This window comes from Pseudomonas citrullilanati (genome assembly GCF_030580855.1).
Taxonomy (GTDB): domain Bacteria; phylum Pseudomonadota; class Gammaproteobacteria; order Pseudomonadales; family Pseudomonadaceae; genus Aquipseudomonas; species Aquipseudomonas citrulli.
In genome coordinates this window covers 1-26,934 of the sequence record NZ_JAUQOP010000009.1, presented here as the reverse complement: position 1 = coordinate 26,934, position 26,934 = coordinate 1, and the positions used below count along the sequence as shown (strand labels likewise).

General features: G+C 61.4%; 31 protein-coding genes and 1 tRNA gene. 24 read left to right on the top strand and 8 right to left on the bottom strand.

What is annotated here, in order from left to right:
* Positions 1 to 104: 104 nt before the first annotated feature.
* Positions 105 to 854 (bottom strand): UDP-2,3-diacylglucosamine diphosphatase, encoded by a 750-nt coding sequence (locus Q6A48_RS08925; RefSeq protein ID WP_304553661.1) that lies wholly within the window; start codon positions 852 to 854, stop codon positions 105 to 107.
* The gene (locus Q6A48_RS08920; protein ID WP_304553660.1) at positions 851 to 1,354 is read right to left on the bottom strand and encodes a peptidylprolyl isomerase; all 504 of its coding nucleotides are present in this window, start codon (positions 1,352 to 1,354) and stop codon (positions 851 to 853) included. Before Q6A48_RS08920 ends, Q6A48_RS08925 begins: the two co-directional genes overlap by 4 nt.
* Positions 1,355 to 1,603: 249 nt before the next feature.
* Here Q6A48_RS08920 and Q6A48_RS08915 point away from each other — a divergent pair, with 249 nt between their 5' ends.
* The 3 genes from Q6A48_RS08915 to Q6A48_RS08905 all read left to right on the top strand — a co-directional run bounded on the left by Q6A48_RS08915 (position 1,604) and on the right by Q6A48_RS08905 (position 5,355).
* A complete protein-coding gene (locus Q6A48_RS08915; protein WP_304553659.1) occupies positions 1,604 to 3,301 on the top strand; it encodes a glutamine--tRNA ligase/YqeY domain fusion protein in 1,698 nt (565 codons plus the stop codon).
* Between the two features lie 21 nt (positions 3,302 to 3,322).
* Complete coding sequence (cysS, locus tag Q6A48_RS08910) at positions 3,323 to 4,705, top strand: cysteine--tRNA ligase (RefSeq protein ID WP_304553657.1); 1,383 nt, start codon at positions 3,323 to 3,325, stop codon at positions 4,703 to 4,705.
* A 194-nt stretch (positions 4,706 to 4,899) separates the two neighbouring features.
* Positions 4,900 to 5,355: a DUF2214 family protein gene (locus Q6A48_RS08905; RefSeq protein ID WP_304553655.1), complete on the top strand. Its 456-nt coding sequence runs from the start codon at positions 4,900 to 4,902 to the stop codon at positions 5,353 to 5,355.
* 190 nt (positions 5,356 to 5,545) lie between these two features.
* Here the strand turns inward: Q6A48_RS08905 and csrA are convergent, their stop codons facing one another.
* On the bottom strand, positions 5,546 to 5,740 hold the full coding sequence (csrA, locus tag Q6A48_RS08900) for a carbon storage regulator CsrA (protein ID WP_003179932.1): 195 nt from the start codon (positions 5,738 to 5,740) through the stop codon (positions 5,546 to 5,548).
* 260 nt (positions 5,741 to 6,000) lie between these two features.
* Between csrA and Q6A48_RS08895 the strand changes: the two genes are divergently transcribed.
* Positions 6,001 to 6,366: an SPOR domain-containing protein gene (locus Q6A48_RS08895; RefSeq protein ID WP_304553645.1), complete on the top strand. Its 366-nt coding sequence runs from the start codon at positions 6,001 to 6,003 to the stop codon at positions 6,364 to 6,366.
* Between the two features lie 156 nt (positions 6,367 to 6,522).
* Here Q6A48_RS08895 and Q6A48_RS08890 read toward each other — a convergent pair whose 3' ends face one another.
* On the bottom strand, positions 6,523 to 7,212 hold the full coding sequence (locus tag Q6A48_RS08890) for an endonuclease (RefSeq protein WP_304553644.1): 690 nt from the start codon (positions 7,210 to 7,212) through the stop codon (positions 6,523 to 6,525).
* A gap of 5 nt (positions 7,213 to 7,217) precedes the next feature.
* Positions 7,218 to 7,496: a DUF1654 domain-containing protein gene (locus tag Q6A48_RS08885; protein ID WP_304553643.1), complete on the bottom strand. Its 279-nt coding sequence runs from the start codon at positions 7,494 to 7,496 to the stop codon at positions 7,218 to 7,220.
* A gap of 285 nt (positions 7,497 to 7,781) precedes the next feature.
* Between Q6A48_RS08885 and Q6A48_RS08880 the strand changes: the two genes are divergently transcribed.
* Genes Q6A48_RS08880 through Q6A48_RS08850 form a run of 7 tightly spaced genes read left to right on the top strand, consistent with a single transcriptional unit; the run spans position 7,782 to position 14,757 of the window.
* On the top strand, positions 7,782 to 8,738 hold the full coding sequence (locus Q6A48_RS08880) for a sugar ABC transporter substrate-binding protein (protein ID WP_304553641.1): 957 nt from the start codon (positions 7,782 to 7,784) through the stop codon (positions 8,736 to 8,738).
* Between the two features lie 56 nt (positions 8,739 to 8,794).
* Positions 8,795 to 10,348, top strand: coding sequence for a sugar ABC transporter ATP-binding protein (locus tag Q6A48_RS08875; RefSeq protein WP_304553638.1), 1,554 nt, complete (start codon positions 8,795 to 8,797; stop codon positions 10,346 to 10,348).
* On the top strand, positions 10,345 to 11,322 hold the full coding sequence (locus Q6A48_RS08870; protein WP_304553637.1) for an ABC transporter permease: 978 nt from the start codon (positions 10,345 to 10,347) through the stop codon (positions 11,320 to 11,322). The genes Q6A48_RS08875 and Q6A48_RS08870 overlap by 4 nt, the downstream gene beginning before the upstream one ends.
* Before the next feature lie 3 nt (positions 11,323 to 11,325).
* The gene (locus Q6A48_RS08865; protein ID WP_304553636.1) at positions 11,326 to 12,345 is read left to right on the top strand and encodes a LacI family DNA-binding transcriptional regulator; all 1,020 of its coding nucleotides are present in this window, start codon (positions 11,326 to 11,328) and stop codon (positions 12,343 to 12,345) included.
* 23 nt (positions 12,346 to 12,368) lie between these two features.
* Complete coding sequence (gene rbsK, locus Q6A48_RS08860; protein ID WP_304553634.1) at positions 12,369 to 13,283, top strand: ribokinase; 915 nt, start codon at positions 12,369 to 12,371, stop codon at positions 13,281 to 13,283.
* Positions 13,280 to 13,684 carry a D-ribose pyranase gene (gene rbsD / locus Q6A48_RS08855; RefSeq protein WP_304553633.1) on the top strand — a complete coding sequence of 135 codons (405 nt, stop codon included), beginning with the start codon at positions 13,280 to 13,282 and terminating at the stop codon, positions 13,682 to 13,684. The genes rbsK and rbsD overlap by 4 nt, the downstream gene beginning before the upstream one ends.
* A 44-nt stretch (positions 13,685 to 13,728) precedes the next feature.
* On the top strand, positions 13,729 to 14,757 hold the full coding sequence (locus Q6A48_RS08850) for a nucleoside hydrolase (protein WP_304553632.1): 1,029 nt from the start codon (positions 13,729 to 13,731) through the stop codon (positions 14,755 to 14,757).
* A gap of 214 nt (positions 14,758 to 14,971) precedes the next feature.
* Here the strand turns inward: Q6A48_RS08850 and Q6A48_RS08845 are convergent, their stop codons facing one another.
* Complete coding sequence (locus tag Q6A48_RS08845) at positions 14,972 to 15,169, bottom strand: hypothetical protein (RefSeq protein ID WP_304553631.1); 198 nt, start codon at positions 15,167 to 15,169, stop codon at positions 14,972 to 14,974.
* A gap of 128 nt (positions 15,170 to 15,297) precedes the next feature.
* Between Q6A48_RS08845 and Q6A48_RS08840 the strand changes: the two genes are divergently transcribed.
* Both Q6A48_RS08840 and Q6A48_RS08835 read left to right on the top strand, forming a co-directional pair.
* The gene (locus Q6A48_RS08840; protein WP_304553630.1) at positions 15,298 to 15,603 is read left to right on the top strand and encodes a hypothetical protein; all 306 of its coding nucleotides are present in this window, start codon (positions 15,298 to 15,300) and stop codon (positions 15,601 to 15,603) included.
* Between the two features lie 163 nt (positions 15,604 to 15,766).
* Complete coding sequence (locus tag Q6A48_RS08835) at positions 15,767 to 16,081, top strand: I78 family peptidase inhibitor (RefSeq protein ID WP_304553629.1); 315 nt, start codon at positions 15,767 to 15,769, stop codon at positions 16,079 to 16,081.
* 69 nt (positions 16,082 to 16,150) lie between these two features.
* Here the strand turns inward: Q6A48_RS08835 and Q6A48_RS08830 are convergent, their stop codons facing one another.
* Together Q6A48_RS08830 and Q6A48_RS08825 are read right to left on the bottom strand one after the other, a co-directional pair.
* Positions 16,151 to 16,363 carry a cold-shock protein gene (locus tag Q6A48_RS08830; RefSeq protein WP_003179963.1) on the bottom strand — a complete coding sequence of 71 codons (213 nt, stop codon included), beginning with the start codon at positions 16,361 to 16,363 and terminating at the stop codon, positions 16,151 to 16,153.
* Between the two features lie 289 nt (positions 16,364 to 16,652).
* The gene (locus tag Q6A48_RS08825; RefSeq protein ID WP_304553628.1) at positions 16,653 to 16,955 is read right to left on the bottom strand and encodes a hypothetical protein; all 303 of its coding nucleotides are present in this window, start codon (positions 16,953 to 16,955) and stop codon (positions 16,653 to 16,655) included.
* A 374-nt stretch (positions 16,956 to 17,329) separates the two neighbouring features.
* Between Q6A48_RS08825 and thrS the strand changes: the two genes are divergently transcribed.
* The 11 genes from thrS (at position 17,330) to Q6A48_RS08770 (ending at position 26,541) form a co-directional block, all read left to right on the top strand.
* On the top strand, positions 17,330 to 19,252 hold the full coding sequence (gene thrS, locus Q6A48_RS08820; protein WP_304553627.1) for a threonine--tRNA ligase: 1,923 nt from the start codon (positions 17,330 to 17,332) through the stop codon (positions 19,250 to 19,252).
* Positions 19,252 to 19,803, top strand: coding sequence for a translation initiation factor IF-3 (gene infC, locus Q6A48_RS08815; protein ID WP_172679675.1), 552 nt, complete (start codon positions 19,252 to 19,254; stop codon positions 19,801 to 19,803). The genes thrS and infC overlap by 1 nt, the downstream gene beginning before the upstream one ends.
* 60 nt (positions 19,804 to 19,863) lie before the next feature.
* Positions 19,864 to 20,058: a 50S ribosomal protein L35 gene (gene rpmI / locus Q6A48_RS08810; RefSeq protein ID WP_002553160.1), complete on the top strand. Its 195-nt coding sequence runs from the start codon at positions 19,864 to 19,866 to the stop codon at positions 20,056 to 20,058.
* Between the two features lie 30 nt (positions 20,059 to 20,088).
* A complete protein-coding gene (rplT, locus tag Q6A48_RS08805; protein WP_024779372.1) occupies positions 20,089 to 20,445 on the top strand; it encodes a 50S ribosomal protein L20 in 357 nt (118 codons plus the stop codon).
* 109 nt (positions 20,446 to 20,554) lie between these two features.
* A complete protein-coding gene (gene pheS, locus Q6A48_RS08800) occupies positions 20,555 to 21,571 on the top strand; it encodes a phenylalanine--tRNA ligase subunit alpha (protein ID WP_304553607.1) in 1,017 nt (338 codons plus the stop codon).
* A gap of 36 nt (positions 21,572 to 21,607) precedes the next feature.
* Positions 21,608 to 23,986 carry a phenylalanine--tRNA ligase subunit beta gene (gene pheT / locus Q6A48_RS08795; RefSeq protein ID WP_304553605.1) on the top strand — a complete coding sequence of 793 codons (2,379 nt, stop codon included), beginning with the start codon at positions 21,608 to 21,610 and terminating at the stop codon, positions 23,984 to 23,986.
* A gap of 3 nt (positions 23,987 to 23,989) precedes the next feature.
* Positions 23,990 to 24,292, top strand: a complete 303-nt coding sequence (gene ihfA, locus Q6A48_RS08790; RefSeq protein WP_002553164.1) for an integration host factor subunit alpha — start codon at positions 23,990 to 23,992, stop codon at positions 24,290 to 24,292.
* Entirely contained in the window at positions 24,273 to 24,629 is a 357-nt protein-coding gene (locus tag Q6A48_RS08785; protein WP_003179985.1) for a MerR family transcriptional regulator, read from the top strand. The genes ihfA and Q6A48_RS08785 overlap by 20 nt, the downstream gene beginning before the upstream one ends.
* Positions 24,630 to 24,718: 89 nt before the next feature.
* Positions 24,719 to 24,795 (top strand) — tRNA-Pro (locus Q6A48_RS08780).
* A gap of 263 nt (positions 24,796 to 25,058) precedes the next feature.
* A complete protein-coding gene (locus tag Q6A48_RS08775) occupies positions 25,059 to 25,766 on the top strand; it encodes a TetR/AcrR family transcriptional regulator (RefSeq protein WP_304553600.1) in 708 nt (235 codons plus the stop codon).
* The gene (locus tag Q6A48_RS08770) at positions 25,756 to 26,541 is read left to right on the top strand and encodes a pyrroline-5-carboxylate reductase family protein (RefSeq protein ID WP_304553599.1); all 786 of its coding nucleotides are present in this window, start codon (positions 25,756 to 25,758) and stop codon (positions 26,539 to 26,541) included. The genes Q6A48_RS08775 and Q6A48_RS08770 overlap by 11 nt, the downstream gene beginning before the upstream one ends.
* The last annotated feature ends 393 nt before the right edge of the window (positions 26,542 to 26,934 follow it).

Below are 26,934 nucleotides of genomic sequence, written 5' to 3'. Positions count from 1 at the left end.
GCTCGCGATGCAGGCGACACGGTTTCAAATGCAAGACCGTGTCATCGTTCGTCGCGAGCAAGCTTTGCTCCCACAGGCTCGCTCCCGCGGGACCTGCGTATGCTCTAAGTCCCTGGCAGCGCCAATTGCGCATGACCAAAATCAAATGGCGCCAGCGCAAAGCCCTGCTCGTCCACCTGCAACGCCCAGCCTTGCTTGTCCCAGTCCCCCAGCACGATGCGCCTGGCCGCTTGTTCGCCGAGTTGCAGCTTGTGGATGGCGGGACGATGGGTGTGGCCGTGGATCAGGGTTTGCACGCCATACTGCTGCATGATCCGCGGGATTTCGTCGGGCGTGACATCGACGATGTCGTTGGCTTTCATCCGCGTTTGCGCGCGGCTTTCGCTGCGCAGCTTGCGCGCCAGTTTTTGCCGGCTGCCCAGGGGCAGGTGGCGCAGGATGAACAGCGTGACCGGGTTGCGCAGCCAGCGACGCAGCTTCATGTAGCCTTCGTCGCGGGTGCAGAGGCTGTCGCCGTGCATCAGCAGCACCGGCTCGCCGTTGAACTGCACGACACTCGGGTCCTTGATCAGGGTGCAGCCGGCCGCCTTGCAGAAGGCCTGCCCCAGCATGAAGTCGCGATTGCCGTGCATCAGGAAGATGGCCGTGCCGCTGTCGCTCAGTTCGCGCAGGGCCTGGCAGATGGAACGTTGGAAGGGCGTCATGGCATCGTCGCCGATCCAGGCTTCGAAGAAGTCGCCCAGGATGTACAACGCCTGCGCCGAGCGGGCGCGTGTCGCGAGTAAATCCAGAAACGCCCGGGTGATGTCCGGGCGCTCCTCTTCCAGATGCAAATCTGAAATCAGCAATATCACTCAATGATCTCGGCTTTCTCGATGATCACGTCTTCGGCCGGGACGTCCTGGTGGCCAGCCTTGGACGTGGTGGAAACGCCCTTGATGCTGTCGACCACGTCGGTGCCTTCGATCACTTCGCCGAACACGGCATAGCCCCAGCCCTGTACCGTCGGGGCGCTGTGGTTCAGGAAGCTGTTGTCAGCCACGTTGATGAAGAATTGCGCGGAGGCCGAATGCGGCTCCATGGTGCGGGCCATGGCGACGCTGTACTTCTTGTTCGGCAGGCCGTTGTCGGCTTCGTTCTTGATACTCGGGCGCTTGTCCTTCTTTTCCTTCATGCCTGGCTCGAAACCACCGCCCTGGATCATGAAGTTGCCGATGACACGGTGGAAAACCGTGTTTTCGTAGTGGCCGGCTTTGACGTACTCAACAAAATTGGCAACGGTAACCGGCGCCTTCTCGGCGTTCAGTTGCAGAACGATGTCACCGTGGTTGGTGGTCAGTTTGACTTTGCTCATGATCGCTACTCTTTCTAGGAATTCGTGGGTTTCGGGGCTGTGGGGCCCGCAACCGGTCCGGCCATGATCGGCCAGGCTGGGCAGTTTAGCGCGCCGGGCACGAATTTCGAGGCTGTTTTTCATCGGGTCGTCGATTAAATTCAATCGTTTGCCGGCCTGGCCTGTCAGGTGCTTGACAGCATCGGCTATGATACGGGCTTTGATTTATCAGGCCGCACCCGGCCGCGCACTTGTCTGTTCAAGGATCCTATGAGCAAGCCCACTGTCGACCCTACCTCGAATTCCAAGACCGGCCCGGCCGTGCCGGTCAATTTCCTGCGCCCGATCATCCAGGCGGACCTGGATTCGGGTAAGCACACACAGATCGTCACCCGTTTCCCGCCGGAGCCCAACGGCTACCTGCACATCGGCCACGCCAAGTCGATCTGCGTGAACTTCGGCCTGGCCGAGGAGTTCGGTGGCGTCACGCACCTGCGTTTCGACGACACCAACCCGGCCAAGGAAGACCAGGAATACATCGACGCGATCGAAAGCGACGTCAAGTGGCTGGGTTTCCAGTGGTCCGGTGAAGTGCGCTACGCCTCCCAGTATTTCGACCAGTTGCACGACTGGGCGGTGGAGCTGATCAAGGCCGGCAACGCCTACGTCTGCGACCTGACCCCCGAGCAGGCCAAGGAATACCGTGGCAGCCTGACCGAGCCGGGCAGGAACAGCCCGTTCCGCGATCGCAGCGTCGAGGAGAACCTCGACCTGTTCGCCCGCATGCGCGCCGGTGAGTTCCCGGACGGCGCACGGGTGCTGCGCGCCAAGATCGACATGGCCTCGCCGAACATGAACCTGCGCGACCCGATCATGTACCGCATCCGCCACGCCCATCACCACCAGACCGGTGACAAGTGGTGCATCTACCCCAACTATGACTTCACCCACGGCCAGTCGGACGCCATCGAAGGGATCACCCATTCGATCTGCACCCTGGAGTTCGAAAGCCACCGTCCGCTGTACGAGTGGTTCCTCGAGCACCTGCCCGTGCCGGCCAATCCACGCCAGTACGAGTTCAGCCGCCTGAACCTGAACTACACGATCACCAGCAAGCGCAAGCTCAAGCAACTGGTGGACGAGAAGCACGTCAACGGCTGGGACGACCCGCGCATGTCGACCCTGTCGGGCTTCCGCCGGCGTGGCTACACGCCGAAATCGATCCGCAATTTCTGCGAGATGGTCGGCACCAACCGTTCCGACGGCGTGGTGGACTTCGGCATGCTGGAGTTCAGCATCCGTGACGACCTCGACCACAGCGCCCCGCGTGCCATGTGCGTGTTGCGTCCGCTGAAGGTCGTGATCACCAATTACCCGGAAGGCCAGGTCGAGAACCTCGAGCTGCCATGCCACCCGAAGGAAGACATGGGCGTGCGCGTCCTGCCGTTCGCCCGGGAGATCTACATCGACCGCGACGACTTCATGGAAGCGCCGCCAAAAGGCTACAAGCGCCTGGAGCCAGCCGGTGAAGTGCGCCTGCGCGGCAGCTACGTGATCCGCGCCGACGAAGCCATCAAGGACGCCGAGGGCAACATCGTCGAGCTGCGTTGCTCGTACGATCCCGAGACCCTGGGCAAGAACCCGGAAGGGCGCAAGGTCAAGGGCGTGATCCACTGGGTGCCGGCCGCCGCCAGCGTCGAGTGCGAAGTGCGCCTGTACGATCGCCTGTTCCGTTCGCCGAACCCGGAGAAGGCCGAAGACAGCGCCAGTTTCCTGGACAACATCAACCCTGACTCCCTGCAAGTCCTCACAGGTTGTCGTGCCGAACCCTCGCTGGGCAACGCACAGCCGGAAGACCGTTTCCAGTTCGAGCGCGAAGGCTACTTCTGCGCGGATATCAAGGACTCGAAACCCGGTGCTCCGGTATTCAACCGTACCGTGACCTTGCGTGATTCCTGGGGTCAGTGATCAAGTCTTAAGGGAAACCCTGTGCTAACGATCTACAACACGCTCACCAAGAGCAAAGAAGTCTTCAAGCCGCTGGATGGCAACAAGGTGCGCATGTACGTCTGCGGGATGACTGTGTACGACTACTGCCACCTCGGGCACGGCCGCAGCATGGTCGCCTTCGACCTGGTGACCCGCTGGCTGCGCTACAGCGGTTATGACCTGACCTACGTGCGCAACATCACCGACATCGAAGACAAGATCATCAACCGTGCCCGCGAGAACGGCGAGCCCTACGACGCGCTGACCGAGCGCATGATCAAGGCCATGCACGAGGACGAGGCGCGCCTCAATATCCTCAAGCCGGACCTGGAGCCGCGGGCCACGGACTACATCCCGGGCATGCTGGACATGATCCAGGCCTTGATCGACAAGGGGTATGCGTACGCGGCGAGCAATGGTGACGTGTACTACCGCGTCGCCAAGTTCATGGGCTACGGCAAGTTGTCGCGCAAGAAGATCGAAGACCTGCGCATCGGCGCGCGCATCGAGGTCGACGAGTCGAAACAGGACCCGCTGGACTTCGTGCTGTGGAAAGCCGCCAAGCCGGGCGAGCCGAACTGGGATTCGCCCTGGGGCAAGGGTCGTCCGGGCTGGCACATCGAATGCTCGGTGATGTCCACCTGCTGCCTGGGCGAGACCTTCGATATCCATGGTGGCGGCAGTGACCTGGAGTTCCCGCACCACGAGAACGAGATCGCCCAGAGCGAAGCGGCCACCGGCAAGACCTACGCCAACGCGTGGATGCATTGCGGCATGATCCGGATCAACGGCGAGAAGATGTCCAAGTCCTTGAACAACTTCTTCACCATCCGCGACGTGCTCGACAAGTACCACCCCGAGGTCGTGCGTTACCTGCTGGTGTCGAGCCACTACCGCAGCGCCATCAACTATTCGGAAGACAACCTCAAGGACGCCAAGGGCGCCCTGGAGCGTTTCTACCATGCGTTGAAAGGCCTGCCGAGCGTGCCTGCCGCCGGTGGCGAAGCGTTCGTGGCGCGGTTCACCGAAGTCATGAACGACGACTTCGGCACGCCGGAAGCCTGCGCGGTGCTGTTCGAGATGGTGCGCGAGATCAACCGCCTGCGTGAGAGCGATCTCGATGCGGCGGCGGGCCTCGCGGCACGCCTGAAGGAACTGGCCAGCGTGCTGGGCGTGTTGCAGCTCGAAGCCGACGACTTCCTCCAGGCCGGTGCCGAAGGCCGCGTGGACGCTGCCGAGGTCGAGGCATTGATCCAGGCGCGCCTCACCGCGCGGGCCAACAAGGACTGGGCCGAATCCGACCGCATCCGCGACCAGCTCACCGCCATGGGCGTGGTGCTGGAAGACGGGAAGGGCGGGACGACCTGGCGATTGGCGGACTGAGATCTCTCGGAGCGCGCAATCCCCGTGGGAGCGGGCTTGCTTGCGAAGCGGCGTGTCAGTGATTAATCATTGACTGGCACACCGCATTCGCGAGCAAGCCCGCTCCCACATTTTTTTGTGGCCCGCCTGGCAATCATTGTTTTATGAGCTAGTACTGTCAGGTCGATCCGACGTTCACTGACAGGTACCTCGCCATGTTGGCTCATTGGTCTCTCGCGGCCATTCATCTGCTGGCCTTCGCACTGGGCTTCTGGGCGGTGCTGGCCCGTGGCACGGCACTGCGCCGTGTGGCGGGCGGCGCCGATGCGGTTCGCAATGTGCTGGTGGCGGATAACGTCTGGGGCCTGTCCGCGCTGGTGTTGCTGGTGACGGGCGGGATGCGGGCGTTCGCGGGGTTCGAAAAAGGGACGGACTACTACCTGCACCAACCGCTGTTTCACCTGAAGATGACGCTGTTGCTGCTGATCCTGTTACTGGAAATCGCGCCAATGATCACCCTGGTCAAGTGGCGGATGGCCCTGGGCAAGGGCGCGGCCGTCGATTCTTCGCGGGCCGGCCGGTTTGCCCGGATCAGCCACATCGAAGCCTTGCTGCTGGTGTTGATGGTGGTCGCGGCCACCGGCATGGCGCGGGGCGTAGGCCTGGGCTGAAGGGCGCCTGCTTCACCGCCATTAAAACGAAACGTCTGACAGCCATGCTGCAAGCCATGCCATTAGTATCGGTTCACGGGCTGGATGACAATCAAAGGGCGGGGGTGACGCAGGGCAGGCTCGATCGGCCGGAATCTTTAGCCAGCCATTGCGGCGATGCAAACGGGCTGGCTACGGACTGCTGCAAGGCTCAGGGCGTTTGCGGCTTGTCGGGGGCGGTCAGGCCTGCCTGGATACGCTGGTAGATCTCTTCGCGGTGCACCGCGACGTTCTTCGGGGCGTTGATGCCGATCCGGACCTGTTGGCCGCTAACGCCCAGAATGGTGATCGTGATGTCGTCACCAATGTTTATGCTTTCACCGACTTTGCGGGTGAGTATCAGCATGGTGTTCTCCTTGATTGCTTTATAGGGCACCTGATTCAGACAGTGCAGATGTCGGTACTGCTTATAGATTAGTGCTAAGTGTCACACTGTGGGTGCCTCTTTCTGACGTGCAGACGTAGCATTAATTCCCAGAGCGAATTCCCAGGGTGCGACTATACAGAGACGTCGGGCAGGATTCTCGTGTTTTGAGCGTCGTTCGCGGGGTTCTTGGCGGATGTGAGTGTTAAAATCCACGCCTCATGTCTTCCAGGGGAAACGTTGTGCGCAAATTGGCTTGGGTTATCGCGGTATTGATGCTGGCTGGGTGCGGTGAAGGGCGTGACGCCGAGACACCGAAGCCGAAACCGGCCGCGACTTCCGTACCGGCCGCCGCTGCCGCGCCGCAATGGGCCGTCGAGGTGCGAGGCGAGACCCCGCAAGCGATCAGCGACCTGACCGGATGGCTCATCGAGCACAGCTTCATGTCGACCGTGGTGCGGGAAAATGGCAAGGAGCGGGTGTTGGTGGGGCCCCTGGCTTCCCAGGCCGAAGCCGAGGCCAAGCAGGAACAGATCACGGCGGCGCTGGTGCGGGCGAAGAAACGCAACATCGAGACCCAGGTCGTCGATTACCCGGCGGCCCAGTGATCGGGTAGCGCAAACAAGTCAGTCAAGCCACAAAACCTGTGGGAGCGAGCCTGCTCGCGATAGCGGTGTATCTGCCAAGATGATGTCACCTGACACACCGCCTTCGCGAGCAAGCCCGCTCCCACTGTGGGTTTTGTGCTGTTCACAAATATGGGGTCAGCCGCAGGCCTTCAGGTCCACCGGCCCGACGAATTCGTTCCCGTGGCCCATCACGCACGCCACGCTCTGGTTGCGTTGGCGCTCCCAGCTTTCGACCGGGTAGGTCTTGTCCCAGGCTTCATACAGGCGTCGGTCCTGCTTGGAAAGGCGCAGGCCGTACTGCTTGCTCATGTAGAAATAAGTGCGTGCGATCATGCCGCGGATGGACGGGCGGGGCATGACCTTCTTGGCCTTGAAGTCCACCTGGGTCAGGCATGAACCGTACTGGCCCTTCTGCACGGGCAGCCAGCCGAAACTGAAATTGTTCCGGTCGCCATTCACTTCGCCAATGCTCGGCACCAGGTTGTGCAGGTCGGCCTCGGCCCGCTGGTAGACCGGGTCGTAGCGGGTGCATTGCTTGCGGCCGCCTTCCTGCCAGCACTGGCGCTGATGGCCGATCTGCCATGCCGGGACAATATGCTCCCACTCGATGCGTGCGGCGCGGCTGGCATTCTTGCGCGGCACGTAGCCGCAAGCCGCCAGGTTCACTCGGTTGCCGGTGTACTTGCAGCCGCAGTAGAACTCGGTGGATTGCGGCGCATAGAGTTTCCAGGCGACCTTCTTGGCCTCGTTGAAGGTACGCGGCGCAGCGGCCTGCGCGCCCACGGCGGCAAACGCCAGCAATAAAGCTAAACAGCGAACACTCATCACGCTCAATCTTCCTTCGGCACAACCCAGAAAACCTGCACACCGCCATCGTCGCGATAGGCGAGGGTGACGTTGTCGTTCTCGTCGATTTCTTCCAGCAGGCGCTCCCACTCGTCCATCGGTTCATCGGGAAGGCGGAAGATCAGGGCGGCCTTGGCTTTCTGTGCGGTGGGGCCGTTGATGATTTTCGAGACGCGAAGGGCGAGTCGTGCGTAGGCGTCCAAAGGGGAAGTTGCAGCGGAGGGCGGGGCCACAGGATTATCCTTATTAAGCTGTACGTGCATACAGTATTTAACCGTAGGCATTTACGCAACTACTTAAAATTCAAGAAAATCGTCTGACAGCGCTTTTGGTGTTTTGATGTAGGAAAAAAATCTTTATTTACCGTCGCGACAGAAAAGGCTGGGCGCTGTACCTTCAACGGGCGCCTTGGATACAGCGGCGTGATCGCCGGCGACCGCGACGTTGACAAATCGGCGAAGCCTTACCATAGTTCACTTCACGCAAACGTTTGCGCGGCGTTCCGTGCGATGATTTGCCCACAATAATCATAAGATCGGAGTGAACCCATGAAGTTGCCATTCGCTGGACGCCTACTCGCTGTCGCCATGCTCGCGGCCGCATCCGCTACGCTGCCTCTCTCCTCGGCATTCGCCCAGACCGCTGAAAAACCCAAGGTCGCCCTGGTCATGAAATCCCTGGCCAACGAATTCTTCCTGACCATGGAAGACGGCGCCAAGGCTTATCAGAAGGAACACTCCGCCGATTTCGACTTGATCTCCAACGGGATCAAGGATGAAACCGACACCGCCAACCAGATTCGCATCGTCGAGCAGATGATCGTCTCCAAGGTCGATGCGCTGGTCATCGCGCCCGCCGATTCCAAGGCGATGGTGCCGGTGATCAAGAAAGCCGTCGACGCCGGCATCACGGTCATCAACATCGACAACCAGCTCGATCCGGCCGTGGTCAAGAGCAAGAACATCAACGTGCCGTTCGTAGGCCCGGACAACCGCAAGGGCGCGCGCCTGGTCGGCGAATACCTGGCCAAGCAGCTCAAGGCCGGTGACGAAGTCGGCATCATCGAAGGTGTCTCCACCACCACCAACGCCCAGGCGCGCACCGCCGGCTTCAAGGATGCGATGGAAGCGGCCCAGGTCAAGGTCGTGTCCCTGCAATCGGGCGACTGGGAAATCAACAAGGGCAACCAGGTCGCCGCTTCGATGCTCAGCGAATACCCCAACCTCAAGGCGCTGCTGGCCGGTAACGACAGCATGGCGGTCGGCGCGGTGTCGGCCGTGCGCGCGGCAGGCAAGGCGGGCAAGGTCCAGGTGGTCGGCTACGACAACATCAATGCCATCAAGCCGATGCTCAAGGACGGTCGCGTCCTGGCCACGGCCGACCAGTTCGCCGCCAAGCAGGCGGTGTTCGGCATTGAGACGGCCTTGAAGATGCTCAAGGGCGAGAAAGTCGACAGCGGTGCCAACGGTGTGATCGAAACGCCGGTCGAGCTGGTTACGAAGTAATCATCCTGGCGATGTAGTGGTGCTCGCCCGTCCGGGCGAGCGCATGGAGAGTCTTTATGTCCGTTTTTGACCCGAACGCTGTGCTGTCTGTCAGCGGCATCGGTAAAACCTATGCCCAGCCGGTACTGACTGGCATCGACCTGACGTTGATGCGCGGTGAAGTGTTGGCGCTGACCGGTGAAAATGGCGCCGGCAAAAGCACCTTGTCCAAGATCATCGGTGGGTTGGTGACGCCGACGACCGGGCAGATGCAATTCATGGGGCAGGACTATCGTCCCGGCAGCCGTACCCAGGCCGAAGAACTGGGCGTGCGCATGGTGATGCAGGAGCTCAACCTCCTGCCGACCCTTTCGGTGGCGGAGAACCTGTTCCTCGACAACTTGCCCAGTTGCGGTGGCTGGATCAGCCGCAAGCAATTGCGCAAGGCGGCCATCGAGGCCATGGCCCAGGTGGGGCTCGATGCGATCGATCCCGACACGCCGGTCGGTGAGCTGGGTATCGGTCACCAGCAGATGGTGGAGATCGCCCGCAACCTGATCGGCGATTGCCGCGTTCTGATTCTCGACGAGCCGACCGCCATGCTGACGGCCCGCGAAGTCGAAATGCTGTTCGAACAGATCACCCGACTGCAGGCCCGGGGCGTGTCGATCATCTACATTTCCCATCGCCTCGAAGAACTGGCGCGGGTGGCCCAGCGCATCGCGGTATTGCGCGACGGCAACCTGGTCTGCGTCGAGCCGATGGCCAACTACAACAGCGAGCAACTGGTGACCCTGATGGTCGGCCGGGAGCTGGGCGAACACATCGACCTGGGTCCACGCCAGATCGGCGCGCCGGCGCTGACGGTCAAGGGGCTGAGCCGTTCCGACAAGGTCCGCGATGTGTCCTTCGAAGTGCGCAGCGGCGAGATCTTCGGCATCTCCGGCCTGATCGGGGCAGGGCGCACCGAACTGTTGCGGTTGATCTTCGGCGCCGATGCCGCCGACAGCGGCAGCGTGGCGCTGGGTTCGCCGGCCAAGGTCGCGAGCATTCGCTCCCCGGCCGATGCCGTGGCCCATGGCATTGCGCTGATTACCGAGGACCGCAAGGGCGAAGGCCTGCTGCTGACCCAATCCATCGCCGCCAACATTGCCCTGGGCAACATGCCGGAGATCTCCAGCGCCGGCATCGTCAATGGCCATCAGGAACTGGGCCTGGCGCAGCGGCAGATCGATGCCATGCGCATCCGCAGTTCCAGCCCGACGCAGCTGGTGTCCGAGCTGTCGGGCGGCAACCAGCAGAAGGTCGTGATCGGCCGCTGGCTGGAACGCGATTGTTCGGTGCTGCTGTTCGACGAGCCGACCCGTGGCATCGACGTCGGCGCCAAGTTCGACATTTATGCGCTGCTCGGCGAGCTGACTCGCCAGGGCAAGGCGCTGGTCGTGGTGTCCAGTGACCTGCGCGAGTTGATGCTGATCTGTGACCGGATCGGCGTGCTCTCCGCCGGACGCCTGATCGACACCTTCGAGCGCGACAGCTGGACCCAGGATGACTTGCTGGCGGCCGCGTTCGCCGGCTACCAGAAACGTGATGCGTTGCTCAACGAGGCAGCGCCTAGGGATCTCTCATGAAAACCGTATCCGCCGTCGGTAAATCGAGTGGCAATTTCTATGGCCTGGGCACCTACCTGGGCCTGGCCGGCGCGTTGCTGGCAATGGTCGCGCTGTTCTCGACCCTCAGCAGCCATTTCCTGTCCTATGACACCTTCAGCACACTGGCGAACCAGATCCCGGACCTCATGGTGCTGGCGGTGGGCATGACGTTCATCCTGATCATCGGCGGCATCGACCTGTCGGTAGGGTCGGTGCTGGCGCTGGCGGCCTCGACGGTCAGCGTGGCCGTCCTCGGCTGGGGCTGGAGCGTCTGGCCATCGGCCCTCCTCGGCATGGCCGTGGCGGCGCTGGCGGGCACGGTCACCGGCTCGATCACCGTGGCGTGGCGGATCCCGTCGTTCATCGTCTCCCTCGGCGTGCTGGAAATGGCCCGCGGCCTGGCGTACCAGATGACCGGCTCACGGACCGCCTACATCGGCGATTCCTTCGCCTGGTTGTCCAACCCGATCGCCTTCGGCATTTCGCCTTCGTTCATCATCGCCTTGCTGGTGATCTTCATGGCCCAGGCCGTGCTGACCCGCACGGTGTTCGGTCGCTACTTGATTGGGATCGGCACCAATGAAGAAGCCGTGCGCCTGGCGGGCATCAATCCGAAGCCCTACAAGATCCTGGTGTTCAGCCTCATGGGCCTGCTGGCGGGTGTCGCCGCGCTGTTCCAGATTTCGCGCCTGGAGGCCGCCGACCCGAACGCCGGATCGGGGCTCGAACTGCAGGTGATCGCGGCCGTGGTGATTGGCGGCACCAGCCTGATGGGCGGGCGTGGCTCGGTGATCAGCACGTTCTTTGGCGTGCTGATCATCTCCGTGCTTGCGGCGGGCCTGGCGCAGATCGGCGCCACCGAGCCGACCAAACGCATCATCACCGGTGCGGTGATCGTGGTGGCGGTCGTGCTCGACACCTATCGCAGCCATCGCGCCAGTCGGCGGGGCTGAAGCATGGCGACGATCAAGGATGTGGCGGCGCTCGCGGGGATTTCCTACACGACCGTGTCCCACGTGGTGAACAAGACGCGGCCGGTCAGTGACGAGGTGCGGCGCAAGGTCGAGGCGGCCATCGAGCGCCTGGACTACGTGCCCAGCGCGGTGGCCCGTTCGCTCAAGGCCAAGACCACGGCGACCATCGGCCTGCTGGTGCCCAACAGCCTCAACCCTTATTTCGCCGAACTGGCCAGGGGTATCGAGGATTACTGCGAGCGCAATGGCTATTGCGTGATCCTGTGCAATTCCGACGACAACCCGGACAAGCAGCGCAGCTACCTGCGGGTGCTGCTGGAGAAACGCATCGACGGCCTGATCGTCGCCTCGGCCGGCGGCGATGTCGGCCTGGTCGAGGGCCTGACCGGGGTGCGCACGCCCATGGTGATCGTCGACCGCGGGCTCGATGGCATCGATGCCGACCTGGTGCGCATCGATCACGAGCACGGCGCCTACCTGGCGACCCGCCACCTGCTCGACCTGGGTCACCGCGACATCGCCTTCATCGGTGGGCCGGCCGACACCAGCGTGGCGCAGATGCGCCTGGCGGGTTACTGCCGGGCGCTGGAAGAGGCGGGGATCGAACGGCCCGTCGAGCGCATGCTTGAAAGCGATTTCACCAGCACTGGCGGCTACCGTGCGGCGGCCGAGTTGCTGGACCGGCAACCGCCCAGCGCGATCTTTGCGGCCAACGACATGATCGGCATCGGCGTATTGCGCGCCGCCGCCGAACGCAATGTGCGCGTGCCCAGTGAACTGTCGGTGATCGGTTTCGATGACATCCAGATGAGTCGCTACGTCTACCCGGCATTGACCACTGTCGGGCAGTCGATCCTGCAACTGGGCGAAATGGCCGCCGAGGTGCTGCTGCGCCGCATTGCGACGCCAGGCCTTGCCACCGACCAGCGGATCGTGACGCCCAGCATTGTCCTGCGAGAGTCGACTGCGCCGTTGTCCGGTGCATTCGCCCAATACCGCTGAACCGAATTGATGAGTAATGATGTATGCCAGCAAAAGTAGTGGTAATAGGCAGCCTGAACATGGACCTGGTGACCCGGGCGCCGCGCTTGCCCCGTGGCGGTGAAACGCTGATCGGCGAGTCGTTTGCCACCATCCCCGGTGGCAAGGGCGCCAACCAGGCGGTGGCTGCCGCGCGCTTGGGCGCGCAGGTGGCCATGGTCGGCTGCGTCGGCAGCGATGCCTACGGCGAGCAATTGCGCGGGGCGCTGCTGGACGAAGGGATCGATTGCCGGGCGGTCGGCGTGGTCGACGGCTCCAGTGGCGTGGCCCTGATCGTCGTCGACGACAGCAGCCAGAATGCGATCGTGATCGTGGCCGGTGCCAACGGCGCGCTGACCCCGGCGGTCCTGGACGGGCTCGATGAGGTGCTGCAAGGCGCCGACGTGATCGTCTGCCAGCTGGAAGTGCCGGACGCCACCGTGGGGCATGCCCTCAAGCGTGGCCGCGAGTTGGGCAAGATCGTCATTCTCAACCCGGCACCGGCCTCCCATGCGCTGCCGGCGCACTGGTACGCCTACGTCGATTACCTGATCCCCAACGAAAGCGAAGCCGCGGTCCTCAGCGGGCTGGCGGTGGACTCCCTGGACACTGCCGAAGCCGCCGCGACGCAGTTGATGGGCGCGGGGGCCGGCAAAGTGATCGTGACGCTCGGCGCCCAGGGCTTGATGTTCGCCAACGGCAGCAGCTTCGAGCATTTCCCGGCGCCACGGGTCAAGGCGGTGGATACCACGGCGGCGGGCGACACCTTTGTCGGCGGGTTCGCCGCCGCCCTGGCGAACGGCCAGAGCGAGGTCGAGGCGATTCGTTTCGGCCAGGTTGCCGCGGCCCTGTCGGTCACTCGCCCGGGCGCACAACCCTCCATCCCCACCTTGCAGGAAGTACAGGCGTTCAAGGCATGAAAAAGACTCCGTTGTTGAATGTGGCACTGTCACGATTGATTGCCTCGCTTGGCCATGGCGACAAAGTGGTCATCGGTGATGCGGGCCTGCCGGTGCCGCCGGGCGTCGAGTTGATCGACCTGGCCCTGACCCATGGCACTCCGGATTTCGCCAGCACCCTGAACGTGGTGCTCAGCGAAATGCAGGTGGAAAGCCATGTCCTGGCCGAGGAAATCCTCGAGAAGCGCCCATCGGCCCTGGCGACGCTGGATGCCCTGCAAGCCGATGGGGCGCTGGGTGCCAGGGCGCTGGTCAGTCATGAACAGTTCAAGGTCCTTAGCCGGCAGGCCCGGGCGATCATCCGCACAGGAGAATGTTCGCCGTACTGCAACATTGTGCTGGTCGCCGGGGTCACGTTCTAAGCTGTCGTTATCGAGTTCTCCCAACCCTGCACAAGGAGTGCGCCATGCACCGCTATGCCCAGAAAATGCATCAACTGTTCCGGAGCCTGCTGCTTTTGTCCCTGATCACCGCTACGAGCGCCCATGCGGCGGAAAAAATCGACCTGATCATCGACACCGACCCCGGGGCCGATGACGTGGTGGCGCTGCTGTTCGCCCTGGCGTCGCCGGAGGAACTGAACATCCGTGCCCTGACCACCGTCGCCGGCAACGTGCGCCTGGACAAGACCTCGCGCAACGCTCGCCTGGCCCGGGAATGGGCGGGGCGCGAAGAAGTGCCGGTCTACGCCGGGGCGCCGAAGCCGCTGATGCGCACGCCAATCTACGCCGAGAACATCCATGGCAAGGAAGGCCTGTCGGGTGTCACCGTGCACGAGCCGAAGAAAGGCCTGGCCAAGGGCAATGCCGTCAACTACCTGATCGACACGCTCAAGGCCGCCAAGCCCCACAGCATCACCATCGCCATGCTCGGCCCGCAGACCAACCTGGCGCTGGCGCTGGTCCAGGAGCCTGAGATTGTGCAAGGCATCAAGGAAGTGGTGATCATGGGCGGTGCGCACTTCAACGGCGGCAACATCACGCCGGTGGCTGAATTCAATCTGTTCGCCGATCCCCAGGCGGCCGAAGTGGTCGCCAAGAGTGGTGTGAAACTGACCTACCTGCCGCTGGACGTGACCCACAAGATGCTCACCAGCGAAGCGCGCCTGAAGCAGATCGCGGCGGTCAACAACCATGCCAGCAAACTCGTCGGCGACATCCTCAACGAATACATCAAGGGCGACATGGAGCATTACGGCCTGACCGGCGGCCCGGTGCACGATGCGACGGTGATTGCCTATCTGCTCAAGCCGCAGTTGTTCACCGGTCGTTCGGTCAACGTCGTCGTCGACAGCCGCGAGGGGCCGACTTTCGGCCAGACCATCGTCGATTGGTACGACGGCCTGAAAGCGCCGAAGAACGCCTTCTGGGTGGAGAACGGCGACGCCCAAGGATTCTTCGACCTGCTGACCGAGCGCCTGGCGCGGCTCAAGTAACCGGCGTCAGAATTGTGGGGCTGCGGGCTGCGGGCTGCGGGCTGCGGGCTGCGGGAGCGAGCTTGCTCGCGACAGCGGCCTGACAGCCGACCCAGCTCCTGCGCCACTCCAATCCCCTTGTGGGGGCGAGCCTGCTCGCGATAGGGCCATGCCAGCCAACCCATACTGGCTAACCCACCGCCGTCGCAAACAAGCTCGCCCCTCACAGGCCGCCTCAATCCCCCGCGTCAATAATGCTCGGGTACCGCTCGAACGCCTGTTGAATGAAATGACGGGCGACTTCCGTGCCCAGTTCCTTCACCAGCAGTTCTATGCCGATGATTGCCAGTTCTTCCGGGCTGCTCGGGCTATAGGCGCTGTGGCCCTCGGACCATTTGGCCTTGATGGTGGCTTCGATGCTGAGGGTACTCATGGTGAGGCTCGCGTTGGACGGTCATGGGCTGAGTTAAGCATTTTTACCCCGGGTTTGGCACTGCGACTTAGGCATCAGGGCAGGGCTGTGCGACACTCGTGCTTTGATTTTTTTCAGGGAGAGTCGCAGTGCAGATCGATTTGAACGCGCCGGGTGGCCTGACCTTGGAGGCGGTCCGCCAATTGCTGGCGTCAGCCAGTGACGACGAACATACCCAACTGCGGGTGACCAAGGCCGGCATTGCCTACCTGTCGTCGGGTGTGGTCGGTGGCACCGATATCGGTGGCCTGCTGTTTCGCCTCGAAACCTGGGCGAAGGGCTCCGGGTACGTCGGGCGGGTCGCTGCCAGTGACGAGGTCTGGGTGATGCAGATCTACAATGCGCTGAAAGACAACTGGCCGAATCCACCCTACGACTACATCGACGTTTATTGAGCTGCGTTCATATTCAGTCACGATTGAGCGCTGAACGGCGCGTCCGGCTCAGGCAAACTGCCGGTTTTCCGAAGGTGGGCAGGCCGATAGGGCCGGTGTTGAAACCAAAGCGCCGTTTAGGCTGTCGCACGTTCTCTGTTTATTTATCAAGAAAGGAGGCTTCATGCCTTGGAAGCTCGCGTCATTGAGTACTTTGCTGGTCGTCGCACTCTTGGGCGGTTGCAGCAGCACGTCCGAGTCGACGCCCGACCCGGTGGCCGCCGAGGCCGGTGATGGCCGCTGTGACGCAAAAGGTGCTGAATTCGCCATTGGCAAGCAGGCCTCGCCGCAATTGCTTGAGCAGGCGCGTACCCGTGCCGGCGCGCAGAACGCCCGCATTCTCAAGCCCAATGACCTGGTGACACTCGAGTACCGCTCTGACCGCTTGAACCTCACGACCGATGCCAAGCTGGTGGTCAATCGGGTGAACTGCGGCTAAGCGTCGGATTTACCATCGCCCATAAAAAACCCCGTCACATGGACGGGGTTTTTTTAGCGCGCCGAGAAATTACTCTGGGCGAACTTGTGCAGCTTGCATACCCTTTTGGCCTTTCTCAGCCACGAAGGAAACGGTCTGGCCTTCTTTCAGGCTTTTGAAACCGTCGCTTTCGATAGCTTTGAAGTGTACGAACAGGTCGTCACCGCCACCTTGAGGAGTGATGAAGCCGAAGCCTTTTTCATCGTTGAACCATTTAACGGTGCCGGTTTGGCGATTAGACATGGTGTATCTCCAAGAAACATATATTTTCAGTGTACTGTGCTGCTCAGGCCAACTGGGCACACCCGGGTATCATAGTCGAAATGTTCGATTTGGGAGCCCCCCGCAGGCGCTGTTTGCCAATCAGTCGTGTTTTCTTTACCGTCAAAACAGGCTGAAAGCCCCGGTTTCAAAGGCTTTCAGCCGAAAGTAAAGGCGATAAAAAAAGCTGTAAAACCTGCATAAATCGTCGGAAAAAGGCCCTGATCGGCGGATTTCATCGATTCAGAACCCTCTCGGACGCCTGCTTCGCTCACTTTTTCGCCGGTGCCTGGGCCTTGCATTTGGCGATTTCCCCGAGGGCTTTGCGTTGCAGTGCCTCGGGTGCCTTGTTGTCCATCAGCGCCTGGATATCGGCGGCCGGGTAGGACTTGATCGCATCGGCGCCGCACGCGCAGTGGGATTTGGCCGCCGCCGCGCCGATCTGTGGCGTGGCCGCTTGCGTGCACTGGGCCATGTATTTGTCGCGCTCGCCCTTGGGCCAATCGGCGTGGGCGGACAGCGGCAGCAACAGGGCGAGGGGGGCGACGACTGCGAACAGTGTATTCAGACGCATGCGAAGATGCTCCTTTCGGGTCAATGTCTTGTTATCTGAGGCGTTGCGCTCGTTTCAGTTCAGCACTCTGGCACAAAAACGCTGGATTTACGCCTGCGGCGATACGAGCGCGGCGATGACCGTTCATCTGTGCTAGCATGCCGGGCTCGGGTATTTTCAGGCCTCGGATGACAACAGGTCCCGGCGGCGGCAAATGTCCGACTTAACCCTGATTTGAATCCCAGTCACTCTGGTTCGGTTTCCACGGTTGGCCGCAAGGCTCCTGCCGCTGTAAGGCAGGCGTTCGTCATTGAATGGCCTGGACTGGATCTTGTACTGGCTCATCCCAACCCACGTGACCTTTGGTAGGGGTCACCACTAGGAGAGGAGGCGCCATGCCAACTATTACTCTTCCCGACGGCAGTCAACGTTCATTCGACCACCCGGTTTCCGTAGCCGAGGTCGCCGCATCCATCGGCGCGGGCCTGGCCAAGGCCACCCTGGCCGGCAAGGTCAACGGCAAGCTGGTCGACGCCAGTGACGTCATCGACAGCGACGCGACGCTGCAAATCATCACGCCCAAGGATGAAGAGGGGCTGGAGATCATTCGCCACTCTTGCGCGCACCTGGTCGGCCATGCGGTCAAGCAACTGTACCCGAGCGCGAAGATGGTCATCGGGCCGGTCATCGACGAAGGCTTCTATTACGACATCGCCTTCGAGCGCCCCTTCACGCCGGAAGACCTGGCTGCCATCGAACAGCGCATGCAACAGCTGATCGAGAAGGACTACGACGTCATCAAGAAAGTCACCCCGCGCGCCGAAGTCATCGAGGTGTTCAAGGCCCGTGGCGAGGACTACAAGCTGCGCCTGGTGGAAGACATGCCGGACGAGCAGGCCATGGGCCTTTACTACCACGAAGAATACGTCGACATGTGCCGTGGCCCGCACGTGCCGAATACCCGGTTCCTGAAGTCCTTCAAGCTGACCAAGCTGTCCGGCGCCTACTGGCGTGGCGATGCGAAGAACGAGCAGTTGCAGCGCGTCTATGGCACGGCCTGGGCCGACAAGAAGCAACTGGCGGCCTACATCCAGCGCATCGAGGAAGCCGAGAAGCGCGATCACCGCAAGATCGGCAAGCGCCTGGGCCTGTTCCACACCCAGGAAGAATCGCCGGGCATGGTGTTCTGGCACCCGAACGGTTGGACCCTGTACCAGGTGCTGGAGCAGTACATGCGCCAGGTCCAGCGTGAAAACGGCTACCTGGAGATCAAGACGCCGCAAGTGGTGGACCGCAGCCTGTGGGAGAAATCCGGGCACTGGGCCAACTACGCCGACAACATGTTCACCACCCAGTCGGAAAACCGCGACTACGCGATCAAGCCGATGAACTGCCCGTGCCACGTGCAGGTGTTCAACCAGGGGCTGAAAAGCTACCGCGAGCTGCCGATGCGCCTGGCCGAGTTCGGTGCCTGCCACCGCAACGAGCCGTCGGGTGCGTTGCACGGCATCATGCGCGTGCGCGCCTTCACCCAGGACGATGCGCACATCTTCTGCACCGAAGAGCAGATGCAGGCCGAATCCGCCGCGTTCATCAAGCTGACCATGGATGTCTACCGTGACTTCGGCTTTACCGAAGTCGAGATGAAGCTGTCCACTCGTCCGGAAAAACGCGTCGGTTCCGACGAGCTGTGGGATCGCGCCGAGGCCGCCCTGGCTGCCGCCCTCGACAGCGCGGGCCTGGCGTACGACCTGCAGCCAGGCGAGGGCGCTTTCTATGGCCCCAAGATCGAATTCTCGCTGAAAGATTGCTTAGGTCGCGTCTGGCAATGTGGTACCTTGCAGCTCGATTTCAACCTGCCGATCCGTCTGGGCGCCGAATACGTGTCCGAAGACAACAGCCGCAAGCACCCGGTCATGCTTCACCGCGCGATCCTCGGTTCCTTCGAGCGTTTCGTCGGGATCCTGATCGAGCATTACGAGGGCGCGTTCCCCGCGTGGCTGGCGCCGACCCAGGCAGTGATCATGAATATCACTGATAAACAGGCAGATTTTGCCGCCGAGGTCGAAAAAACTCTCAACCAAAGCGGATTTCGTGCCAAGTCCGACTTGAGAAATGAAAAGATCGGCTTTAAAATCCGCGAGCATACTTTGCTCAAGGTTCCCTTTCTCTTGGTTATCGGAGATCGGGAGGTCGAGATGCAGACTGTCGCTGTGCGTACTCGTGAAGGTGCTGACCTGGGCTCGATGCCCGTCGCCCAATTCGCCGAGTTTCTCGCGCAAGCGGTTTCCCGGCGTGGTCGCCCAGATTCGGAGTAATTATTATTAAGCGTGATATGAGACAAGATAAACGAGCTGCACCGAAAGCCCCGATCAACGAGAATATCTCGGCACGCGAGGTTCGGTTAATTGGCGCTGACGGCGAGCAGATTGGCATCGTCTCGATTGATGAAGCGCTTCGAATTGCTGAAGAAGCCAAGCTTGATCTGGTAGAAATCTCCGCAGACGCAGTCCCGCCCGTATGCCGGGTGATGGACTACGGCAAGTCGATCTTCGAGAAGAAGAAGCAGATTGCCGCGGCGAAGAAGAACCAGAAGCAGATTCAGGTAAAAGAAATCAAGTTTCGTCCAGGGACGGAGGAAGGGGATTACCAGGTAAAACTGCGCAACCTGGTACGTTTCCTGAGTGACGGGGACAGGGCCAAGGTATCCTTGCGATTCCGCGGCCGTGAGATGGCCCACCAGGAGCTGGGGATGGAACTCCTCAAGCGGGTTGAACAAGACCTGCTCGAGTACGGTTCGGTCGAACAGCATCCTAAGATGGAAGGACGCCAGCTGATCATGGTCATCGCCCCGAAAAAGAAGAAGTAATCACCAGGGCACGGCAGGCCTTGCGATTATGTTTATCAACTGAATGCGGAGTATCCGAACATGCCAAAGATGAAGACCAAAAGTGGTGCTGCTAAGCGGTTTCTGAAAACTGCTAACGGTATCAAGCACAAGCACGCTTTCAAGAGCCACATCCTGACCAAAATGTCGACCAAGCGTAAGCGTCAACTGCGCGGTAGCAGCTTGCTGCATCCGTCTGACGTGGCAAAAGTCGAGCGCATGCTGCGCCTTCGTTAATTTTTGGATCAAGAATAGAGGAAGTAACTCATGGCTCGTGTAAAGCGTGGCGTCATTGCCCGTAAGCGTCACAAGAAAATTATGAAACTTGCTAAAGGCTACTACGGTGCGCGTTCCCGCGTATTCCGTGTTGCCAAGCAAGCCGTAATCAAGGCAGGCCAATACGCCTACCGTGACCGTCGTCAGAAAAAACGTCAGTTCCGCGCTCTGTGGATCGCTCGTATCAACGCTGGTGCTCGTACCAACGGTCTGTCCTACAGCCGTTTGATCGCTGGCCTGAAAAAGGCGTCCATCGAGATCGACCGTAAGGTTCTGGCTGATCTGGCAGTGAACGAAAAAGCGGCGTTTGCTGCGATTGTCGAGAAAGCTAAAGCCACCTTGGCTTAAGTACCCCCGGCAGTCACCGGGGTCCACCTCTGTGGGCCCGGGTGTTAAACGTCATAAATAGGGGAAGAGCCTTAAAGCTCTTCCCCTATTTTGTATCTGGAGTCTGTACATGGAAAACCTGGATGCGCTGGTCTCTCAAGCACTAGAGGCTGTGCAAAGCGCTGAAGATATCAATGCCCTGGAGCAAATCCGGGTTCACTACCTTGGCAAGAAGGGCGAGTTGACCCAGGTGATGAAGACCCTGGGGAACCTGCCGGCCGAAGAGCGTCCGCAAGTCGGTGCGCTGATCAACGTCGCCAAGGAACGTGTCACAGAAGTCCTCAATGCGCGCAAGGCGTTGTTCGAAGAAGCGGACCTGGCCGCCAAGCTCGCCGCCGAGTCCATCGACGTGACGCTGCCTGGCCGTGGCCAGACCTCCGGCGGCCTGCACCCGGTGACCCGGACCCTGGAACGCATCGAGCAGTTCTTCACCCGCATCGGCTACGGCATCGCCGAAGGCCCCGAGGTCGAAGACGACTACCACAACTTCGAAGCGCTCAACATCCCAGGCCACCACCCGGCCCGGTCGATGCATGACACTTTCTATTTCAATGCGAACATGCTGTTGCGCACCCATACCTCGCCGGTACAGGTCCGCACCATGGAATCGCAGCAGCCGCCGATCCGCATCGTCTGCCCAGGCCGTGTGTACCGCAGCGACTCCGATATCACTCACTCGCCGATGTTCCACCAGGTCGAAGGCCTGCTGGTCGATCGCGACATCAATTTCGCCGACCTCAAAGGCACCATCGAAGAGTTCCTGCGGGTGTTCTTCGAAAAAGAGCTGGCGGTGCGTTTCCGTCCTTCGTACTTCCCGTTCACCGAGCCATCCGCCGAAGTCGATATGGAATGCGTGATGTGCAGCGGCAAAGGTTGCCGTGTCTGCAAGCAGACCGGCTGGCTGGAAGTGATGGGCTGCGGCATGGTTCATCCGAACGTGCTGCGCATGTCCGGGATCGATCCGGAAGAATTCTCGGGTTTTGCTTTCGGCATGGGCGTCGAGCGCCTGGCCATGCTGCGTTACGGTGTGAATGACTTGCGCCTGTTCTTCGACAACGATTTGCGGTTCCTTGCGCAATTTCGCTAGGTCGCCGGCCCGTAACGAATCTATTAGGAGAGCAGGATGAAATTCAGTGAACAATGGCTGCGCGGCTGGGTAAGCCCGCAGGTAAGCCGGGACGAGCTGGTTGCTCGCCTGTCGATGGCCGGCCTTGAGGTCGATAGCGTGGCGCCGGTCGCTGGCGCGTTCAGTGGCGTGGTGGTGGGCGAGGTGCTGGGCACCGAGCAGCACCCGGACGCGGACAAATTGCGAGTGTGCCAGGTCAGCAATGGCACGGAGACCTTCCAGGTCGTCTGCGGCGCGCCAAATGTGCGCCCGGGCCTGAAGATCCCGTTCGCCATGATCGGTGCCGAACTGCCGGGCGACTTCAAGATCAAGAAAGCCAAGCTGCGCGGCGTCGAGTCCAACGGCATGTTGTGCTCCCAGGCCGAACTGCAGATCGGCGAAGGCAACGATGGCCTGATGGAGCTGGCGGCCGATGCGCCGGTCGGCCAGGACATCCGTGAATACCTGAGCCTGGACGATGCAAGCATCGAGGTCGACCTCACGCCCAACCGTGGCGACTGCCTGTCCCTGGCCGGCCTGGCTCGCGAAGTTGGCGCGTTGTATGCCGCGCCCGTGACGCGTCCAGTGGTCGCGGCCGTGCCGGCGGTGCATGACGAGGTGCGTTCGATCGAAGTATTGGCACCCTCGGCGTGCCCGCGTTACCTGGGTCGTGTGATCCGTAACGTCGACCTGTCCAAGCCCACGCCGCTGTGGATGGTCGAGCGCCTGCGCCGTGCCGACGTGCGTAGCATCGACGCCGCCGTCGACATCACCAACTACGTGATGCTGGAACTGGGTCAACCGCTGCATGCGTTCGACCTCGCCGAAATCAATGGCGGGATCCGCGTGCGCATGGCCGAGGAAGGCGAGAAGCTGGTCCTGCTCGACGGCCAGGAAGTGTCCCTGCGCAGCGATACCCTGGTGATTGCCGATCACTCCCGCGCCCTGGCGATTGCCGGCGTGATGGGTGGCGAGCACAGCGGCGTCTCCACGACGACCCGCGATGTGTTCCTCGAAAGCGCGTTCTTCGACCAGATCGCGGTCGCTGGCAAGGCGCGTTCCTACGGCTTGCACACCGACGCCTCGCACCGTTACGAGCGTGGCGTGGACTGGCAACTGGCCCGTGAAGCGATGGAGCGCGCCACTGGCCTGTTGCTGGAGATCACCGGCGGCGAAGCCGGCCCGATCGTCGAAACCGTCAGCGAACAGCACCTGCCCAAGATCGCCCCGGTCACCCTGCGTGCCCAGCGCATCGCCCAGATGCTGGGGATGGAGATGGACGCCGGCGAAGTCGAGCGCCTGCTCACCGGCCTCGGCCTGGGCATCCGTGCCGATGGAGCGGGGCAGTGGCGTGTCGACGTGCCAAGCCATCGCTTCGATATCAGCCTGGAAGTCGACCTGATCGAAGAGCTGGCCCGCCTGTACGGCTACAACCGCCTGCCGGTTCGCTACCCGCAAGCCCGCCTGGCCCCACAGGCCAAGGCAGAAGCCCGCAGCGACCTGCCGGAGCTGCGTCGCCTGCTGGTGGCCCGTGGGTACCAGGAAGCGATCACCTACAGCTTCATCGATCCGCGCCAGTTCGAGCTGTTCAGCCCGGGCGTCGAGCCGCTGTTGCTGGCCAACCCGATCTCCAACGACATGGCGGCCATGCGCTCGTCCCTGTGGCCGGGCCTGGTCAAGTCGCTGCAACACAACCTCAATCGCCAGCAGGACCGCGTGCGCCTGTTCGAAAGCGGCCTGCGTTTTGTCGGCCAGCTGGACGGCCTGAAGCAGGAACCGATGCTGGCCGGTGTCGTCTGCGGCAGCCGCCTGCCGGAAGGCTGGGCGCAAGGGCGCGACGTCGTCGACTTCTTCGACATCAAGGCCGACGTGGAAGCGGTGCTCGGCTTCGCCGGTGCGCTCGACGCGTTCACCTTCGTGCCGGGCAAGCATCCCGCCCTGCATCCGGGGCAGACCGCACGCATCGAGCGTGACGGACGTGAAGTCGGCTATGTCGGCGCCATTCACCCTGAACTGTCGAAAACCCTGGGGCTTGATCGTCCGGTGTTCGTCTTCGAGCTGATCCTGGCCGAAGTGGCGCTGGGAAAAATGCCGAAATTCGAGGAGTTATCGCGCTTTCCTGAAGTGCGTCGTGACCTGGCGTTGCTGGCCGATCGCGAAGTGGCGGCCAGTGCCGTACTGGACGTAATCCGTGAAAATGCAGGCGAGTGGCTGACGGACCTCAGGCTATTTGACGTGTATCAGGGTAAAGGCATTGATCCGCATAGAAAAAGCCTTGCAGTCGGCTTGACCTGGCAGCATCCATCGCGCACTCTTAATGACGATGAGGTGAATACCGCAACGCAGAACATCCTCACCTCGCTCGAAACCAGGTTGAACGCCACGTTAAGGAAGTGACGTATGGGGGCTCTGACGAAAGCTGAGATGGCGGAACGTCTGTATGAGGAGCTGGGCCTGAATAAACGGGAAGCCAAAGAATTGGTCGAACTGTTTTTCGAAGAAATCAGGCACGCTCTGGAAGACAACGAACAGGTCAAGTTGTCCGGTTTCGGCAATTTCGACCTGCGGGACAAACGCCAGCGGCCTGGCCGCAATCCAAAAACGGGAGAAGAAATCCCGATCACGGCTCGCCGTGTGGTCACCTTTCGTCCAGGGCAGAAGTTGAAGGCCCGAGTTGAGGCTTATGCTGGAACCAAGTCATAACGACGAACTACCCGTCATCCCCGGCAAACGCTACTTCACCATTGGTGAAGTCAGCGAGCTGTGTGCGGTAAAACCGCACGTGCTGCGCTATTGGGAGCAGGAGTTTCCTCAACTCAACCCGGTCAAGCGCCGCGGAAACCGCCGGTACTATCAGCGACAAGACGTGCTGATGATCCGGCAGATCCGCGCGCTGCTCTACGACCAGGGGTTCACCATCGGCGGCGCGCGCCTGCGCCTGTCGGGTGACGAGGCCAAGGACGACACGACCCAGTACAAACAGATGATCCGCCAGATGATCGCCGAGCTTGAAGATGTGCTGGTGGTGCTCAAGAAATAAATTTCTGTTTTAAATACTTCCAGTTTTCAAAAGCTTGCGATATATTCCTGATCGTTCCGCTGAGAAGCGAAACAAGATTCACGCCTAGTCGGGGCGTAGCGCAGTCCGGTAGCGCACTAGCATGGGGTGCTAGGGGTCGAGTGTTCGAATCACTCCGTCCCGACCATTATTCCTGAGTAAAATCAGACACTTAAGCCGATCAGATGGATCGGCTTTTTTGTGCCTGCGCAAAACCCGCGCAAAACTTGCACAAAACCACCAGCCCTTGGCGATCAAAGTAAAAACCGGGGAACCAGGGATTCTCTTCGGCAGCAATCCGGTTCGAGCCTGTCCATTTTCCTCTATCCCGGTCAATAAAATGTACTCACATGTACATTCTTCATTCAGCAAGGTACATTCGATTCACGTTTTTGAACAAGGTGAAACGAGATGTCCCAGTTGGGAAAGGCGCGTGGCAAGGCCCAGGACAGCGGTTGGCGCGGGTCGCCGGAAGGTTGGCTGGAGGCCGCCTACGATGCCTTGAAGGAATCGGGGATCGATGCCGTTCGCGTCATGCCACTCGCCAAGCGCCTTGGGTTGTCGCGAACCAGCTTCTATTGGTTTTTCGAGGATCGTGAACAGCTGTTGGCAGCGTTGCTGTCCCGTTGGCGGGAGACCAACACCGGAGGGCTGATACGCCAGACCGAAAGTTACGCGGAGAGCATTTCCGAAGCGATCCTGAATGTGTTCGAGTGCTGGCTCAACCCGCACCTGTTCGACTCGCAATTCGAGTTCGCGGTGCGCAGCTGGGCGCTGCAGTCGGCGGAGGTGGCCCAGGAGGTCGCCACCGTGGATGAGCAGCGCATCGGCGCGCTGGCGAGCATGTTCAGGCGTTTTGGCTATGACAGCCAGGGCGCCGATACCCGGGCCCGGACGATCTACCTGACCCAGATCGGCTACATCAGCATGAACACCACGGAACTGATCACCACGCGCTTCGAACGTATTCCACACTACGTGAGCATTTTCACCGGCAAGGTGCCCAAGCAGCGCGAGCTGGACCGTTTCTATGGGAAATTCGGCTATGCCGAGAAAGAGCCCGGGGTTTTCGTTCCGTTGACGGACACGTTCGAGGAGGGCACCGCCGATGATCAATGAAACCCTGGGGATTATCGGCGGAACGGGATGGCTGGGCGGGGCGATTGCCAATGCGCTGCTGGCCACGGCACTGGTGCCGGCGGCGAACCTGGTGATTTCCAACCGCTCGGGCAGCCATCCCCTGGCCGATCAGGGTGTTTGCCTGGTCACGGACAACCAGGCGCTGGTGGCGCGCAGCGATGTGGTGATTATCGCCGTGCGCCCCGAGCAGTTCTCCGGCCTGGGTATCGATGCCACAGGCAAGGTCATCGTTTCGCTGATGGCTGGGGTCACGGCGCAGGCGATCGCCACGCAAACCTCGGCTTCGGCGGTCGTGCGGGCGATGCCCAATGCGGCGGTGGAGATTCGGCAGTCCTTTACGCCCTGGTTCTGTTCGGGGGCGGTGGATGCGCCGACGCGGGATTTGGTGCAGCGACTGTTCGAATCCGTGGGCACGGCGGCGCAGGTTCAGGAGGAGGGCTTTATCGACTACCTGTCTGCACTGTCGGGCACCGGCCCGGCCTTTCCGGCCTTGCTGATGACCGCGCTGGCCAACCAGGCCATGGCCGCTGGCCTGCCCGCCGATATTGCGCATCTGGCTGCGAGAAACGTCGTGGTCAACAGCAGCCAGCTCCTGCAGAACCACGAGGCCCAGGAGATGATCGAGGCCCTGGTGGCCTATCGCGGCGTCACGGCTGCGGCGCTGCAATCGATGATCGACAGCCGCTTCGAAGAACACCTCGGCCGAGCCCTGCAAGCCGGCGCGGCAGTGGCCCGCCAGGGGCTTCATGGCTGATGGCCCAGAAGGGTGGGGAGATCAGCCCACAGGCGATTCCTCCTGTTCAAGCAACCCCCATCCAAGCTGACCGAATTCCAACGGCCAAACCACGGTGCCTGGTTTCAGGGCCGCTGCGCGCCCCAGCGGGAGCAAGCTCCCTCGCCACGGGACTGTGGATATTGACCTGTCACGCCACCCCCCGACCCTGTGGCGAGGGGATTTATCCCCGTTGGGCTGCGCAGCAGCCCCATCCAAAGCTGATCGAGTTCCAACGGCCAAACCGCAGTGCCTGGTTTCAGGGCCGCTGCGCGCCCCAGCGGGGATGAATCCCCTCGCCACAATGGGTGTAGCGATCCATAGGACTCACGCCGTGGCGAGGGAGCTTGCTCCCGTTGGGCTGCACAGCCCCCC